The 14,960-nt window shown below is 64.0% G+C and carries 16 protein-coding genes; 5 read left to right on the top strand and 11 right to left on the bottom strand.

Going from position 1 to position 14,960, the window contains the following annotated elements:
- Positions 1–71 precede the first annotated feature (71 nt).
- The gene (locus AB433_RS01795) at positions 72–680 is read right to left on the bottom strand and encodes an HNH endonuclease (protein WP_047819684.1); all 609 of its coding nucleotides are present in this window, start codon (positions 678–680) and stop codon (positions 72–74) included.
- Positions 681–947: 267 nt separating this feature from the next.
- On the opposite strand from AB433_RS01795, the gene gluQRS reads away from it, so the two are divergent.
- The 3 genes from gluQRS to AB433_RS01810 are packed head-to-tail and all read left to right on the top strand — an operon-like array spanning position 948 to position 2,634.
- Positions 948–1,820 (top strand): tRNA glutamyl-Q(34) synthetase GluQRS, encoded by an 873-nt coding sequence (gene gluQRS / locus AB433_RS01800; RefSeq protein WP_047819685.1) that lies wholly within the window; start codon positions 948–950, stop codon positions 1,818–1,820.
- Between the two features lie 9 nt (positions 1,821–1,829).
- On the top strand, positions 1,830–2,057 hold the full coding sequence (locus AB433_RS01805) for a hypothetical protein (protein WP_047819686.1): 228 nt from the start codon (positions 1,830–1,832) through the stop codon (positions 2,055–2,057).
- A gap of 7 nt (positions 2,058–2,064) precedes the next feature.
- Positions 2,065–2,634: a cob(I)yrinic acid a,c-diamide adenosyltransferase gene (locus AB433_RS01810; protein ID WP_047819687.1), complete on the top strand. Its 570-nt coding sequence runs from the start codon at positions 2,065–2,067 to the stop codon at positions 2,632–2,634.
- Here AB433_RS01810 and AB433_RS01815 read toward each other — a convergent pair.
- The 7 genes from AB433_RS01815 to exbB all read right to left on the bottom strand — a co-directional run bounded on the left by AB433_RS01815 (position 2,624) and on the right by exbB (position 8,673).
- Positions 2,624–2,953 (bottom strand): PepSY domain-containing protein, encoded by a 330-nt coding sequence (locus AB433_RS01815; RefSeq protein WP_047819688.1) that lies wholly within the window; start codon positions 2,951–2,953, stop codon positions 2,624–2,626. The genes AB433_RS01810 and AB433_RS01815 overlap by 11 nt on opposite strands.
- The gene (locus AB433_RS01820; protein ID WP_169749291.1) at positions 2,950–3,534 is read right to left on the bottom strand and encodes a ferric reductase-like transmembrane domain-containing protein; all 585 of its coding nucleotides are present in this window, start codon (positions 3,532–3,534) and stop codon (positions 2,950–2,952) included. Before AB433_RS01820 ends, AB433_RS01815 begins: the two co-directional genes overlap by 4 nt.
- 26 nt (positions 3,535–3,560) lie before the next feature.
- On the bottom strand, positions 3,561–4,244 hold the full coding sequence (locus tag AB433_RS01825; RefSeq protein WP_047819689.1) for a Fe2+-dependent dioxygenase: 684 nt from the start codon (positions 4,242–4,244) through the stop codon (positions 3,561–3,563).
- A 54-nt stretch (positions 4,245–4,298) separates the two neighbouring features.
- Positions 4,299–6,647 carry a TonB-dependent receptor gene (locus tag AB433_RS01830; RefSeq protein WP_047819690.1) on the bottom strand — a complete coding sequence of 783 codons (2,349 nt, stop codon included), beginning with the start codon at positions 6,645–6,647 and terminating at the stop codon, positions 4,299–4,301.
- A 72-nt stretch (positions 6,648–6,719) separates the two neighbouring features.
- The gene (locus AB433_RS01835; RefSeq protein WP_047819691.1) at positions 6,720–7,472 is read right to left on the bottom strand and encodes a TonB family protein; all 753 of its coding nucleotides are present in this window, start codon (positions 7,470–7,472) and stop codon (positions 6,720–6,722) included.
- Positions 7,469–7,897, bottom strand: a complete 429-nt coding sequence (gene exbD / locus AB433_RS01840) for a TonB system transport protein ExbD (protein WP_047819692.1) — start codon at positions 7,895–7,897, stop codon at positions 7,469–7,471. The genes AB433_RS01835 and exbD overlap by 4 nt, the downstream gene beginning before the upstream one ends.
- 2 nt (positions 7,898–7,899) lie before the next feature.
- Positions 7,900–8,673 carry a tonB-system energizer ExbB gene (gene exbB, locus AB433_RS01845; protein WP_218916910.1) on the bottom strand — a complete coding sequence of 258 codons (774 nt, stop codon included), beginning with the start codon at positions 8,671–8,673 and terminating at the stop codon, positions 7,900–7,902.
- A 193-nt stretch (positions 8,674–8,866) separates the two neighbouring features.
- Here exbB and AB433_RS01850 point away from each other — a divergent pair, with 193 nt between their 5' ends.
- Positions 8,867–9,196 carry a hypothetical protein gene (locus tag AB433_RS01850; protein ID WP_047819693.1) on the top strand — a complete coding sequence of 110 codons (330 nt, stop codon included), beginning with the start codon at positions 8,867–8,869 and terminating at the stop codon, positions 9,194–9,196.
- Here the strand turns inward: AB433_RS01850 and AB433_RS01855 are convergent.
- Genes AB433_RS01855 through mutS form a run of 3 tightly spaced genes read right to left on the bottom strand, consistent with a single transcriptional unit; the run spans position 9,193 to position 12,513 of the window.
- On the bottom strand, positions 9,193–9,456 hold the full coding sequence (locus tag AB433_RS01855) for a hypothetical protein (RefSeq protein ID WP_047819694.1): 264 nt from the start codon (positions 9,454–9,456) through the stop codon (positions 9,193–9,195). The two genes, AB433_RS01850 and AB433_RS01855, sit on opposite strands and share 4 nt — an antisense overlap.
- The gene (locus tag AB433_RS01860) at positions 9,456–9,848 is read right to left on the bottom strand and encodes a YidH family protein (protein WP_047819695.1); all 393 of its coding nucleotides are present in this window, start codon (positions 9,846–9,848) and stop codon (positions 9,456–9,458) included. The genes AB433_RS01855 and AB433_RS01860 overlap by 1 nt, the downstream gene beginning before the upstream one ends.
- A gap of 43 nt (positions 9,849–9,891) precedes the next feature.
- A complete protein-coding gene (mutS, locus tag AB433_RS01865) occupies positions 9,892–12,513 on the bottom strand; it encodes a DNA mismatch repair protein MutS (RefSeq protein WP_245626556.1) in 2,622 nt (873 codons plus the stop codon).
- 156 nt (positions 12,514–12,669) lie between these two features.
- Between mutS and AB433_RS01870 the strand changes: the two genes are divergently transcribed.
- Positions 12,670–14,958: an NADP-dependent malic enzyme gene (locus AB433_RS01870; RefSeq protein WP_245626557.1), complete on the top strand. Its 2,289-nt coding sequence runs from the start codon at positions 12,670–12,672 to the stop codon at positions 14,956–14,958.
- The last annotated feature ends 2 nt before the right edge of the window (positions 14,959–14,960 follow it).

Below are 14,960 nucleotides of genomic sequence, written 5' to 3' on the forward strand. Positions count from 1 at the left end.
CGTAAGCTGACAGTCCGCATTTAGCCCAACACGCTGAATTTCTGCCAAGCCTACCCAACCGACAACCGCCCCTACTCTTCCAACTCCACATCCCAGTAGAGCCAATCCCGCCATGTCTCATGCAGGTAATTCGGTGGAAATCCCTTGCCCCGCTCCTGCAATTGCCAGTTCGTGGGCCGGATCGGCGGCACCTGCAGGTTCATCCGCGCCTGTTTCGGGGTGCGCCCGCCCTTCTTCATGTTGCACGGGGCGCAGGCGGTGACGATGTTTTCCCAACTGGTGATCCCGCCCAATCGCCGCGGCATGACGTGATCGAAGGTCAGATGCTGCGGGCTGCCGCAATATTGGCAGGAAAACCGATCGCGCAGGAATAGGTTGAACCGGGTGAAGGCCGGGAATTCCGATGGCTTCACATATTGCTTGAGCGCGATCACCGAGGGGATCTGCATGTCGAAGCTGGGCGAGTGGACCAGTCGTTCGTAACTGGCGACGATGTCCACCCGGTCCAGGAAGACCGCCTTGATCGCGGTTTGCCACGGCCAGAGGCTGAGCGGGTAATAGGATAGCGGCGTGTAATCTGCGTTCAGGACAAGTGCCGGGCAATTGTTCAGCTTGCGTGTCGGATCGCCGTCCGCACTGGCAAGCCTTGCCCTGGTTTCGATCAGGCCCTGTTGGAACATCGCCGTATTCGCCCCCCTGCATACTGGATGCATCCGGTGGGTCCGGCAGGAGAACCACCGTTACGGGCCGCGCTTTCGCAGGCGAGCATGACCGGTTGATGACGCATCGCCCCTTGAAATCAGCACGGCGACGCATTTTGGGCAAGAGGGTAGCGCACAGGCTATCCACAGCCGTGTACACAAGATCATGCACAGGATTGTCCTCAGGCTGTGCACAGGCGTAGCGCCCCTGTCGTCTCGCGCCGAGCCGCGCTAACACTTCGCGCGATGACCACCGTCACCCGCTTTGCCCCCAGCCCGAACGGGCCATTGCACCTCGGCCACGCCTATGCGGCGGTCGTGGCGCATGATTTGGCGAGGGCGCGGGAAGGGCGGTTCCTGCTGCGGATCGAGGACATCGACGGCGCGCGCAGCCGGGCGGAATTCGCCGAGTCGACTCTGGACGATTTGCGCTGGCTGGGGCTGGACTGGGACGGCGCAGCGATCCGCCAGTCGGCGCGGATTGCGGCGCACGCCGCGGCGCTGGACGATCTGAGGCGCGAAGGCCTCGTTTATCCCTGCACCTGCACCCGCGCGGAAGTCGCGGCGGCAGCGACAGAAACCGGGCCGGACGGGCCGATCTATCCGGGCACCTGCCGGGGGCGGACCGATGGGCCGGATGGGCCGGATGGTCCGGTGGCATGGCGGCTGGACATGGCGCGAGCGATTGCGCGGGCCGGACCGCTGAAGTGGACCGACGAGCTGGCGGGCGTGCAGGTGGCGCAGCCCGAGCTTTTCGGGGACGTCGTTCTTGGGCGAAAGGACGCGCCGGGCAGCTATCATCTGGCCGTTACGCTGGACGATGCGGCGGACGGGGTCACGCTGGTGACGCGGGGCATGGACCTGTTCGCCTCGACCCACGTGCACCGGTTGCTTCAGACGCTGCTCGGCCTGTCGGTGCCGGTCTGGCATCATCATGCGCTGCTGGTGGAAGGCGACGGAGAGAAGCTGGCCAAGCGGCGTGGCTCGCCCTCTCTGGCGGATCGCAGGTTGGCTGGCGAAGATGGCAGGGCGCTGGCCGCCGACATTCGCGCGGGGCGGTTTCCGGGCGGTCTGTCGCTTTCGTTCTCGGCACTGGCAATTGGCCGAGAAAATCCCTAACTGAGGCCCATGAAAGTCATCCTCATAATCGTTCTGGTCGCGCTGGTCGCGATGGTGATCGTCTCGCTGGTGCGCGGTATTGTCGCATTCCTGCAAAGCACGAAGATGGATCTTGAGGGCGGTGACGAGCAGGTGCAGGAAATGCAGCTGCGCCAGAACCGCGCGATGATGTCCCGCATCAAGTATCAGGCGGCGGCGGTGCTGGTCGCCATGGTGATCCTGGCCATCGCGTCCTGACCAGACCGTGGTAAAACTCAACAAGATCTACACTCGCACCGGCGATGACGGGACGACGGGCCTTGTCGACGGTTCGCGCGTGCCCAAACATGCCGCGCGCATGGACGCGATCGGTGCGGTGGACGAAGCGAACAGCGCCATCGGGCTGGCCATCGCGGCGCTGGATGCGGGCGAAGGACATGACGTGCTGACCCGGGTGCAGAACGATCTGTTCGACCTTGGCGCCGACCTTGCCACGCCGGGCGATGACTTTACGCCGGGCGAAATGACGCTGCGCATGGTTGCCGCTCAGTCCGAATGGATCGAGAGCCGGATCGACGCTGCGAACGAGAGCATCGCGCCGCTGACCAGCTTCGTCCTGCCGGGTGGTACCGAGGCTTCGGCACGACTGCACGTCGCGCGTGCCAGCGTCCGCGCCGCCGAACGGGCGATCACTGCACTGGCAGAGGGCGAGCCCGTCAACCCGGCGGCGCTGACGTATGTGAACCGGCTGTCCGACTTGCTGTTCGTATTGGCGCGCGGTGCCAATGATGGCGGCAAGGACGATGTCCTGTGGGTGCCCGGCGCTAACCGGTAAAGCCCTTCTTGCGGTAGATTTCGCTGCCGCGCCGGAACACGACCAGCTTTTCCAACGTCACGGGGTGGAAGAACGCCTCTACCGCCATGCCGTTTTCCGTCTGCGCATAGACTTCGTAACAATCGCCTTCGACTTGAAGCTTCTGGACTTTCCAGCCCTCAAGCCACGCCTGCTTCTTCAGCTTGTCGATCTTTTGCCACTTGTCCTTCGGCCCGGCGTTGCACCGCACGTCGCCATCGGCCAGCGCGGGCGAGGCGGAGAGCAGCGCGGCGGCGGTGACCACGGCAGCCAATCGCGTGCGAGGTGTCTTGCGGATCATGCAAAAGTCCTTCGGTTGAAACGGCGATTTACGCGCACGACAAAGCGCAGCACCCATGCAAGGGCGACCGGCGCAAGATGGATCAGCGGCGGGGCCCAATCGCGGTCGAGCAGGGCCCAGTGTGAAAGGGCGAGAATAAACGCCGCATAGATACCCTGCTGCACGCGCTTCCACAGGCGGCGGCCCATTGCGGCCATGGCGGCATCGCGGCTGACCGCAGCGGCGGCGAGCATGAAGGCGAAGCCGAGCCAGCCGGTCCAGATCGCGGGCAGGGTGAATTCGGCGACGATCGGTTGCAGCGCGCCCATGTCGACGGCGTAAAAGGCGAGATGGAGCAGGCCGTACCCGAACGCCGCGACGCCAAGGTTGCGGCGGATCGCCACCCAGCCTCGCAGAAACCGGTTCGGGCCGAACACCTCGACCAGCGGACCGGGCAGCAAAGCCAGCACCATCAGCCGCAGCGATAATTCGCCGGTCGGGTGCAGCAGGTCCATCGCCAGCGAGCCGCGCGCAAGGTCCGCGACCATCAGCGCTGCGGGCACGGCCAGTGCGAGCCAAAAGAGCAGCGTGCGCGGCCTCATGCGCCTGTGGCCCGTCGCCATCAGCATCAGACGTTTGCCCAGCGGCGCAGCAGGTTGTGATAGACGTGGATCAGCCGGTCGATATCGGCATCGTCTTTGGCCCGCCCTACCGACAGCACGCGGATCGACTGGTCCATGTCATAGAGCATGGCCCGCGCCGCTGCGTCGGCAACCGCGCTTTGCATCCATGTGATCGCGCAGATCCTCTGCCCGCGCGTGACGGGCGTGACCTGATGCAGGCTGCCAGAGGGATAGAGCACCATGTCGCCAGCGGGCAGCTTGACCGCCTGCGCGCCATAGCTTTCCTCTATCACCAGCTCTCCGCCGTCGTAGCTGTCCGGGTCGGACAAGAACAGTGTGGCCGACAGGTCCGACCGGAGTGTCATGCTGCCATCCGGGAGCCGCATGATCGCGGCATCGGAATGCGTGCCGTAATGCCCGCCGTCTTGGTAGAGATTGAAAACCGGCGGCCAGATTTTCTCTGCCAGCGATGCCGAGATGAATTCGGAATGGTGGCCCAGCTTGCGCAGGATCGCGGTGCCAAGCGCCTGCGCCACGTCGTCGCTGCGCGGCAGTTGCAGGTTCTGTTTCACCGCCACCGACCGGGTGCCTGCCGTATCCGCCCCGTCGCTCCAGCCGGCACCGGCCAGCTTCTCGCGAAACTGCGCGACTTCGTCGGGGCTCAGGACGTTTTCGATGACGATCAGCATGGTGCGGGTCTTAGAGCGTGTGGGGCGGCCCGCAAGGGGCCGCCCCATCAGGCATCAGAACTTCGCCGTGACAGTCAGTGTCGAGCGGCGTTCATCCCCCTTGTAGAGGAAGTGACCGCTGCGATAGCCCGCCTGGTAATAGTCCGTGTCGCCAACATTGGTCACGTTGACCCTTGCGCCGATGTTGGGCGTGAACTGATAGCTGGCGAAGGCGTCGAACACCCAATAGCTCGGCACGCGATAGGTGTAGACCTCTAGCTCGTCGTTATAGCTGGCCGCATCGTCGGGCTGGCCGGTGAACATAGCGCTCTTGTACGTGGCGGTGCCGCCGAATGCGAAGGCGTCGGTTGCCTGATAGCGGACCTGTCCGCTGAACTGCGTATTGGCGAAGTTCGACAGGCGGCGGCCGATCTTGGCCGGATCGTTGGAGTCGAGAATTTCGGAGTCCATCAACGTCAGCGCGGCTTGTCCCGACAGTTTCGAGGTGAGGTTGCCGACGATCCCGAATTCGACGCCGCGAACGCGGTTCTTGCCGGTGTTGAGCGAACCACCCTCGCTGTAACCGTCGCCCGCGCTTTCGAAGACATCGTCCTTCGTGATCTGGAAGACTGCGGCGGTCGCCATGAAGCGATCGTCGAACAGGTCTGCCTTAATGCCCGCTTCAAAGCTTTCGCTGCCCTCGGGACGGCCATCGCCGATGTCCGTGCCGTCGGCGACGCAAATGCCGCCATAGCCGCAATTGCCGCCAAGGTCGGATTCGCCCCCGTTGATGTTCTTTGCCGTGCCCCAGTTGAAGTAAAGGTACAATTCTTCCGCCGGCTTGATGCCGATCCCCGCGTGGCCGTTCCACAGCGTGTCGGAATAGCTGAAGTGGGTCGGTTCGTCTGCGCCGCGGCCCAGAACGTCGTTCGAATAGCTGAACGCATCCAGACGCACGCCGCCGTGCACTGAAAGCCATGCGTTCAGGTCGACGGTATCCATCGCGTAGAACGACAGGGTTTCCACCTGCCAGTCGCTGTCGATCCTGCCGAAGCTGATGTCCCGCTGGGCCAGATCGTGGATGTTGCCGACGTTGACGTTCCGGTTCTCGTCGGTGATGCAATATCCCTGATTGATGCTGCCGCCGCGTCCTTCATAGGTGCAGTTCGTCGGGCCATTTTCGTCGATTGCGTAGGTGCCATTGGTCACCTGAAGGTTCGAATACTCCGACCCGACGATCAGGGCGTGCCCGATCGACCCGGTGTCGAATTCGGCCAACACGTTGAACTGGTTGGTGAAGTACTCAACCTCTTGATTTCCCTGATGGGTCGAGAGGCGCAGAGGGTCGTATGTGCCCGCTTCCGGATCATATGCCCCGCCGCGCAGGCCGGTCAGGACATAGCCGTTGGTGGTTTCGCCATAGCGGGTGGCGTTGGTGATCGTGAACCCGTCCCACGGCGTGATGAAAATGCGGCCGGTGAAGGTATCTACTTCGGTGTCGAGGAAATCGCCTTCCTGCGCATAGTTCGGCACGTCGTCCCATGGACCATAGACGGTCACGTTCCCCGCCGTGCCGGTCGGCGCGGGTACATAGCCGCCCAGATCGGGAATGTCGTTCGCGGTCAGGTGGTAATAGTCGAGCAGGACGAGAACCGTTTCGCTCGGCGTCCATGCGCCGGAAACCGCAGCGCCCCAACGGTCGCGGTCGGAAAAGTTGCGGTTCGGGATTTCCTCGTAGGAATAGAGCCCGTTCACGCGCACGGCCAGCGTGTCGGTCAGCGGGATGTTCGTGTCCAACGTCGCGCGATAATAATCGTCGGTGCCGATGCCGCCGTCGATGCGGGTGAACATATAATCGGTGCTAGCCTGCTTGGTGATGGAGTTCACCGCACCGCCCGTCGCGCCGCGACCCGCGAAGGATGAGCTTGGGCCCTTGGTGATCTCGATCTGGTCGACGACGAAGCTTTCGCGTGTGGTCATGCCCGGATCGCGAAGGCCGTCGACGAAGACGTCGCTGCGCGCTTCGTGGCCACGGATGATAAAGCGGTCGCCGAATGCGTTGCCGTTTTCACCCGTGCCGACGGTGACGCCGGGCTGGGCCGAGAGGATTTCACGCATGTCGTTCGCGCCCGATTCCTCGATCTGACGCTCGGTCAGCACGGTGATCGTGGCGGGCGTTTCGGCCAGAGGCTTGGGACGGCGGATGTCGCCGGAAATGCGAGCTTTATAGGGCGCGCCTTCCTGCGTGTAGGGGTTGGAGTCCGCCGTGTGATCCTTGATCTCCAGCGTATCGAGCATGATTTCCTCGTCCCCTGCATCTTGTGCAAGGGCGGGCTGGGTCAGAAATACCGCTGACATTCCGGCGGCAAGGGCGGTGCCCTGGCGGAGCGAGATCGGCTTTCTGATATTGGTAGTGCGACGCATTTGCAAAATTCCCCTTGGTATCTTTCGTCGTTCGTGTTCGCGGTTTGGTTCTTGGATTTGCGCGGTGTCCGATTACTTGGATGAAAGCGCGTAATCGATCGGCAGCGCGATGGTCAGGCTGTCCCGCCCCATCTCACGCGGGATCGGCGGTAAGGGCGACACCCGCTGCATCAGGGTCAGCGTCGCGTCGTCCAGCAAGGCATGACCGCTGCTCGATTTGATGGAGCTGGCGACGACGTTGCCCGACCGGTCCACGGTAAAGCGGACAGTGACCACGCCCTGTTGGCGCGCCTTCTTCGCTTCGGACGGATACTGCTTCTTCCGTTGCAAGTGTGCCATCAGCAACCGGTAATAGTCGGCGGCCTTCTTCTTCGCACGCGGGTCGTCGCCCGCGGTATCGCCAGAACCGGTCGTCGCCTCGGTGGGCCGGGTGGCGGGCTGGGGTTGCGGCGGAGCGGCCTGGGCTACGCTCGGCTGCATCGTCGGCACCTGAATGCGCGCCGGTGGTGGCACGCGGACCGGATCGGGCGGCAGCGCTGCCTGCGTTTCGGGAATATCGATGTCCGGCGCGAGATAGCTGGGCAGTTCCTGCGCAACCGGCTCAGGCAGATCGACCGGCGGGGTCGGTTCGCTGGCGCTGGTCGCCACTTCTGCGGGGCCGAGCGGTGGGAGTTCGAGCTCCATCACCGGATCGGGCAGTGGCGGCGCGGCCTTCGGCGTGATCAGCAGCACAGCCGCCAGAACCGCGCCGTGCAACATCAACGCCCCGGCGGCGGCAGCTGTCCACAGCCGCTTGTCTTCGTAAGGAAGGGCAGCAGCGGTCACGATACGCCCGCACCTTCAGCGCCCATCAGGGCTACGCGCAGATACCCGGCGGACCGCAGCGCGTTCATCGCGTCCATGATCCGCTCATACGGCACGGCCTTGTCCGCGCGCAGGAATACACGCTTCTCATTGTCGCCGCCCGCCGCTTCGGAAACGGCAGCACCCAGTGCGGCCAGTTCGACGGGGCGGTCGTTAACGGTCAGCCGTCCGCCATCCTCGATGGTCAGGTAGAGCGGTTCGTCAGGCCGTGCAGAGGGTTCGGCATTGGCGACGGGTAGGTCGACCTTCACGTCGACGGTCGCCAGTGGCGCGGCAACCATGAAAATGATCAGCAGCACGAGCATGACGTCGATGAACGGCGTCACGTTGATCTCGTGGTTGACCGGCAGGTCTTCCGCATCGGCGTGAGAGAGCTTGAATGCCACGTTCAGCCCGCCATGCCGCGGGAAAGATCGCGCGACACGATCTGCATGACCACCGCGCTACCATCGGAAATCACCGCGCGGTTGGCCGCGACCATGCGCGAGAAGTGGTTGTAGATGACGACTGCCGGGATTGCGGCGACAAGACCCATCGCGGTTGCGAGCAACGCCTCGGCAATGCCCGGCGCGACGACGGCGAGGTTGGTGGTCTGCTTCTCTGCAATGCCGACGAAGGCGTTCATGATACCCCAGACGGTGCCGAACAGGCCGACAAAGGGTGCGGTCGCGCCGATGGTGGCAAGGATGTTGATGCCGCGCGTCATGGCGCGGGCGCACTGGGCTTCATGCCGCTCGAGCCGCGATGCGACGCGTTCTTTCAGGCCCTCGCGATCCTCTAGAGCGTCTGCGGACAGCGCCAGTTCTTCGCGCGCGGCGAGCAGCAGCGGATTCGCGCCCAGCGCTGCATCGCCGGCCCCGTCGTCGATCCCGCGCATCGTGCGCAGGCCGGCAAGGCGGGCGCGCTCTGCGCGCGCCACGCGGGAGAGCTGGCGGTGTTTGGCGGCGAAAACCGTCCATGTGACGATCGAAGCGAAGATCAGCCCGATCATCACCAGCTTCACCACCCAGTCAGCCTGCAGAAACATGTCCGCAACCGACAGACTATGGGGCACGGTGGGTGCCGCGTGAGCCGGATTTGCGGCCAAGGCCAGCGCCGAAAGCACGGCAAGTCCGGCCGGTCGCAGGGCGCTGGCTGCAATCTGAATGGCGGGATTGGACAAGGCCGGTGCTTCCTGAACTGCGAACAATGGGTGGCGCAACGGCGCCGTCAGGAGGCTGCTATTAGGAATGCGAATGACTCGCAACAGCAAAATAGAGCTTGTTGCGAATTATTTTCATTCTCGCCTTGTCCGTCCGGGGAACCTCGCCGCGAGGCAACCGTAAATTCGGCAAAGCACACGAAAGGAAATTCCGATGGCGAACGAGAGCAAGGCCGACAACGGCAACCTCGCCCCCGAAAACTTCAATGACGAACAGCATGACGAAGCCGCACAGGCCCAGACCGTCGCCGATCAGGCGATGGGCCGTGCAGTCGATAGCTTCGGTTTGGAAGACGGCGAAAAGCCTGATGCGTCGATCACGGACGAGGACAGTTCCGAAGACCTGGTCGACCACATGAAGCAGATGGAAAAGGGTGGCATCGACATGTCCGCCTATCGCGGCGAACCGAATATGGACGACAACGAGAGCAAGTACGGCAAGTCCAACGTGATGAAGGACGAGCCGGCAAATTCTGACAGTTAATCGCCGCCTTTGGCCATGATGACGAGGTCGAGCAGGTTGCGCGCAGCTTCCCGCTCGGCCTCGGTTTCAAACGCTTCGGACAAGTCCGGCTCCGCGTCATTCATGGCAAGCAGGGCCCAGATGACGAAGCGTTTGGCCGGATCGCGTTCCAGCCCGAAATCGACCCGCATCCTGTCGATGCCAGCCTCACGCCCGCCGGGCGCGATCGCATTCATATCGTTCGTACCGAAATAGCGCAGCATCAGGTCGTCGAATTGCATCAGCCCATTCCCGGTATCGGCACCTCTGTCCCATTCATCAGCCAGATCGCGATGGCAAGGACTACTGAACCGGCGGCGACGGCCCAGGCGACATAGCGAAGGTGGGGCGCGTCGGGCGAATCGACCGAATGCGTCTTCATCCGGGTGACGGCACGGCAGGCACGTCGCTCTGCGGTGATCGCCAGAAATGCAGCCAGCAGGATGAAGATCGTGGCGATCACACGCGCTAGCCACGGCGGGTCCAGTTCTCCAAACAGCGCTTTGAACGCCAGCCCTATACCGATGGCGGCAAAGCTGGTGCGCATCCAGCCCGCGAACGTCCGCTCGACCGCCATGATCGTGCGGTCTTCGGCCAGCTCGGTGCGGTTATATTCTTTTTCCCCTTCGGACATCGCATAAGATGAACCGGCACGGGGCGGCCCGGTTCCGAACGCATCAGGCGGTATCTTCGCCCGCGCCGCGCTTCAGGGCGTAGAGCATGTCCAGCGCCTCACGCGGCGACAGAGCATCGACATCGAGATCGCGTAGGGTTTCGCGCAGCGTATCGCACTGCTCCTCGGCTACTTCCGCAGCAGCGGCGAAGAGTGGCAGGTCGCCAAGACCAGCCCCAAGCCCGCCGGTTTCGGCGCGGCCCTTTTCCAGCTTGTCGAGAATGGTCTTGGCCCGCGCGATTACCGGCTTGGGCAATCCCGCCAGCCGCGCGACGGCGAGGCCATAGCTGCGATCCGCCGGACCCTCGGCCAGTTCGTGCAACAGGACGAGATCCCCCTTCCACTCACGCGCCCGGGCGTGGTGGAGCGACAGCGCCTCGCAAGTCTCGGCCAGCCGCGCCATTTCGTGATAGTGCGTGGCGAAGAGGCAGCGGCAGCGGACGGTTTCGTGCACCGCTTCGGCCACGGCCCAAGCCAGCGCAAGGCCGTCGTAAGTGCTGGTCCCGCGCCCTACTTCGTCGAGGATCACGAAGCTGCGTTCGGTCGCCTGCGACAGGATCGCGGCGGTTTCGACCATCTCGACCATGAAGGTGGAGCGGCCACGGGCGAGGTTGTCCGATGCGCCGACACGGCTGAACAAGCGGTCGACCACGCCGATTCTTGCGCTCTCTGCCGGCACGAACCCGCCCGCCTGTGCGAGCAGGACGATCAGCGCGTTCTGGCGCAGGAATGTCGACTTGCCGCCCATGTTCGGCCCGCCGATCAGCCACAGCCGATCGCGGTCGGACAGTGCGCAATCGTTGGCGACAAAGCGGTCGCCGCTGGCGGATAGCGCCGCCTCTACCACCGGGTGCCGCCCGCCGGTCACGTCCAGTACCGCGTCGTCGCGTATCTCGGGCAGGGTCCAGCCGCCCTCCGCAGCGCGCTCGGCCTGTCCGGCGCACACGTCGATGCGGGCGAGGGCCTGTGCAGTCGCCGCGATAGCTTCCTTCGCGGCGATCGCGCGTTCGACCAGTTCTTCGAAATGCGCGTCTTCCGCCGCCAGCGAGCGCCCGCCTGCTTCGGAAATGCGGCTTGCTTCCTCATGCAGGGCCAATGCGTTGAAGCGCACTGCATCTTTCATCGTCTGGCGGTGGGTGAAGCCGCTGTCCGCCGCCATCAGCGCATCGGCGTGACGGGCGGACACCTCGATGAAATAGCCAAGCACGCCGTTGTGCTTGATCTTCAGCGTCGCGATTCCGGTCTGGTCTCGATACTTCGCCTCCAGCGCGGCAATCGCGCGGCGGCCGTTCTTCGCAATCGACCGCAACTCGTCGAGCGAGGCGTCGTAACCTTCTGCAATATAGCCACCGCTCGCCCGCTCGGTCGGCGGGGCGGATACCAGTGCGCGGGTCAGCATCTCGACCAGCGCGCCATGCCCGGCAAGGACGGGCAGCAAGCGCTCCACCAAACCCGGCAGGCTTCCGCGCTGCTGCAACATCTCGTGCAGCATCCGCGCCTCGTTCAGCCCGTCGCGCAGCTGGCCCAGATCGCGCGGGCTTCCGCGTCCGGCAACGATCCGCCCCAGTGCGCGCCCGACATCGGGCAAGGCCCGCAAGGCACGGCGCAGGTCTTCGCGTAGCAATGCGTCGTCGTACAGCCACTCGACCGCCGCCAGCCTGTCGCGGATCGCGCCCGGATCGGCCAGCGGGGCCGAGAGGTCTTCGGACAGGAGCCGCGCGCCCGCGCCGGTCAGACAGCGGTCGATGCAATCGATCAGGCTGCCTTTGCGGGTGCCACTGGCCGAGAATGTGACCTCAAGGCTGGCCCGCGTTGCCTCGTCCATCGCAAGGTGCCCGCCCGCTTCGCGCAAACGCGGCGGCAGGACCAGCGGCAATGTGCCACGCCCCACATGGTCGAGGTAAGCGATCAGCCCACCGGCGGCGGCAAGGTGCGCGCGGTCGAACGCGCCGAAGGCATCAAGCGTTGCGACACCGTGCAAAGCTTTTAACTGTGCTTCACCTTCGTCGCTGCTAAACGCGCTACGCGGGCGGGTGATGCTGCCCTCGGGCGCGTCTTCCCACCCCTCGGGCACGACCATTTCAGCCGGGCCGATGCGCGACAAGGCCGCGGCGATCCCGTCTGGCTGCACCCGTTCCAGCGCCATCTCGCCGGTTGAAATGTCGATCGCAGCGATCCCCACAGCATCGCGCAAGGGAGCCAGCGCCGCCAGCACATTGGCGCTGCGCGATTCCAGCAGCGTATCCTCGGTCAGCGTGCCCGCCGTTACGAAGCGCACGATGTCGCGCCGGACCAGCGCCTTGGACGCGCGGCCCTCCTTGCGGGCGCGTTCCTTCGCCTCTGCGGGGGTTTCCACCTGTTCGGCAATGGCGACACGGCAACCGGCGCGGATCAGGCGGGCGAGGTAATTGTCGGCCGCGTGGACCGGCACGCCGCACATCGGCACCGGCTCTCCATTGTTTTCCCCGCGAGAAGTGAGCGCGATATCCAGCACGCCTGCCGCGACTTTCGCATCGTCGAAGAACAGCTCGAAAAAGTCGCCCATGCGATAGAACAGCAGGCAGTCGCCCGCCTGCTCCTTCAGAGCGAAGTATTGCTGCATCATCGGGGTGGCGCCGCCTGCCATGCCCATGCGCCTAACGGCGGCGGTACGATTCGGCCAAGCGTCGACGAAAGTTTGTCCCCCGCGCCGCCAAAATATCGCGCTTCTGCCCTATCGCACCCATCGATTCGCGCTATAGGCGCTTTCAACATTGCGATGGATGGCCAGCGGGAGGTATTGTTGGCGGATAAGAGCGAGAGCAATTCGGGCGAAAGCAAATCGAAGGTCAGCTTCACCGAGCGTGAGGCGTTGTTCTATCACGAGACGATCCGGCCCGGTAAGATCGAGATCGTCGCATCGAAGCCGATGGCGACGCAGCGCGACCTTTCGCTTGCCTATTCGCCCGGCGTGGCCGCGCCGGTAGAGGCGATCGCCGCCGATCCGGCGAATGCCGCGAAGTACACCGCCCGTTCGAACCTTGTCGCCGTGATCTCCAACGGCACCGCGATCCTCGGCCTCGGCAATCTTGGCGCGCTGGCGTCGAAGCCGGTGATGGAGGGCAAGTCGGTCCTGTTCAAACGCTTCGCCGATGTCGATTCCATCGACATCGAGCTCGACACCGAAGACCCCGAGGCATTCATCAACGCCGTCGCATTGATGGAGCCGACCTTCGGCGGCATCAACCTTGAGGATATTGCCGCACCAGAATGCTTCATTATCGAGCAGGCCTTGCGCGAAAAGATGAACATTCCGGTGATGCACGACGATCAACACGGCACCGCGATCATCGCGGCGGCTGGCCTGATCAACGCCTGCCACCTGACCGGGCGCAAGATGGACGAGATCAAGATGGTCGTGAACGGGGCCGGTGCCTCGGCGCTGGCCTGTACCGCACTGATCAAGGCGATGGGCGTGCGGCACGACAACGTGATCGTCTGCGACCGCAAGGGACCGATCTATCCCGGCCGTGACGGTGTGGATCAGTGGAAGAGCGCGCACGCGGTAGAGACCGATGCCCGCAGCCTTGCCGAAGCGCTGGTAGGCGCGGATGTTTTCCTTGGCCTGTCGGCGGCCGGTGCGCTGAAGCCCGAGTGGGTCGAGAAGATGGCGGATCAGCCGATCATCTTCGCGATGGCCAATCCCACGCCGGAAATCACGCCCGACGATGCCCATGCCGTGCGCCCTGATGCCATCGTTGCTACGGGCCGGTCGGACTATCCGAACCAGGTCAACAACGTGCTGGGCTTTCCCTTCATCTTCCGCGGCGCGCTCGACGTGCAGGCGACCGCGATCAACGAAGAGATGAAGATCGCCGCCGCCCGTGCAATCGCCGAACTGGCCCGCGAACGCGTGCCGGAAGAAGTGGCCGTGGCCTATGGCGTGAACCACCAGTTCGGGCGCGATTACATCATTCCCGCGCCGTTCGATCCGCGTTTGATGGAGGTCGTGTCCTCCGCCGTCGCCAAGGCGGCGATGGATTCTGGTGTTGCCAAGGCCCCGATCGCGGATTTCGACGAATATGCCCTTCGCCTGAAGGCCCGCCTGAACCCGACGACTTCTGCGCTGACCAGCGTGTACGAGCGGGCCAAGGCGAACCCCAAGCGCGTGGTCTTTGCCGAGGCGGAGGAGGATGTCGTCCTTCGCGCCGCGATTCAGTTCCGCGACTTCGGCTATGGCGAGCCGGTACTGGTGGGCCGTACCGACAAGGTGAAGGACAAGCTGAAGGAACTGGCGGTCGAGGATATCGACAGCTTCGAGATCCAGAACTCCGCCGATTCCGAATACGTGCCCGAAATGGCGGATTATCTGTATAACCGCCTGCAACGGCGCGGTTATACCGAACGTGACGTGCGCCGCATGGTCAATCAGGACCGCAATGTCTTCGCCTCGCTGCTCTGCGCCTTGGGTAAGGGCGATGCGATGATTTCCGGCCTGACGCGCCCCTTCGCGCAGACGATGAAGGAAGTCAGCCTCGTCCTCGACCCCAAGAAGGACGAGGTGCCGTTCGGCATTCACCTGATGATCGGCAAGAATTATACCGTGTTCCTGGCCGACACCACGATCAACGAGCGACCCGATGCCAAGATGCTGGCGCATATCGCCAAGGAGACCGCAAAGGTTGCCCAGCGGCTGGGCCACGAACCGCGTGTCGCGTTCCTGTCGTACTCCACGTTCGGCAACCCGGCGGGCAAGTGGTTGGAGAACATTCGCGAAGCGGTGCACCACCTCGACGATGAAGGCGTGGATTTCGAGTACGAAGGCGAAATGGCACCCGATGCTGCGCTGAACCCGACAGTGATGAAGCTTTATCCGTTCAGCCGCCTGTCGGCCCCGGCCAATGTGCTGATCATGCCGGGCCTGCAATCGGCGAACCTGTCGGCGAAGCTGCTGCGCGAACTGGCGGGGGCGAGCACGATCGGCCCGATGCTGATCGGTATGGAAAAGCCGGTCCAGATCGCCCCGATGACCGCGATTGCGCCCGACGTGCTGACGCTGGCGGTGCTGGCTGCTGCGGAAGTGGTGGGCTGATG

It is taken from the genome of Croceicoccus naphthovorans (genome assembly GCF_001028705.1).
Lineage (GTDB): Bacteria > Pseudomonadota > Alphaproteobacteria > Sphingomonadales > Sphingomonadaceae > Croceicoccus > Croceicoccus naphthovorans.

Excerpts from the sequence above, each read along its gene's own strand:
- gluQRS (WP_047819685.1), top strand. The coding sequence starts at position 948 with ATGACCACCGTCACCCGCTTTGCCCCCAGCCCGAACGGGCCATTGCAC.
- AB433_RS01820 (WP_169749291.1), bottom strand. The coding sequence starts at position 3,534 with ATGAGGCCGCGCACGCTGCTCTTTTGGCTCGCACTGGCCGTGCCCGCA.
- AB433_RS01825 (WP_047819689.1), bottom strand. The coding sequence starts at position 4,244 with ATGCTGATCGTCATCGAAAACGTCCTGAGCCCCGACGAAGTCGCGCAG.
- mutS (WP_245626556.1), bottom strand. The coding sequence starts at position 12,513 with ATGGCAGGCGGCGCCACCCCGATGATGCAGCAATACTTCGCTCTGAAG.
- AB433_RS01860 (WP_047819695.1), bottom strand. The coding sequence starts at position 9,848 with ATGTCCGAAGGGGAAAAAGAATATAACCGCACCGAGCTGGCCGAAGAC.
- AB433_RS01855 (WP_047819694.1), bottom strand. The coding sequence starts at position 9,456 with ATGCAATTCGACGACCTGATGCTGCGCTATTTCGGTACGAACGATATG.
- AB433_RS01805 (WP_047819686.1), top strand. The coding sequence starts at position 1,830 with ATGAAAGTCATCCTCATAATCGTTCTGGTCGCGCTGGTCGCGATGGTG.
- AB433_RS01815 (WP_047819688.1), bottom strand. The coding sequence starts at position 2,953 with ATGATCCGCAAGACACCTCGCACGCGATTGGCTGCCGTGGTCACCGCC.
- AB433_RS01850 (WP_047819693.1), top strand. The coding sequence starts at position 8,867 with ATGGCGAACGAGAGCAAGGCCGACAACGGCAACCTCGCCCCCGAAAAC.
- AB433_RS01795 (WP_047819684.1), bottom strand. The coding sequence starts at position 680 with ATGTTCCAACAGGGCCTGATCGAAACCAGGGCAAGGCTTGCCAGTGCG.
- AB433_RS01830 (WP_047819690.1), bottom strand. The coding sequence starts at position 6,647 with ATGCGTCGCACTACCAATATCAGAAAGCCGATCTCGCTCCGCCAGGGC.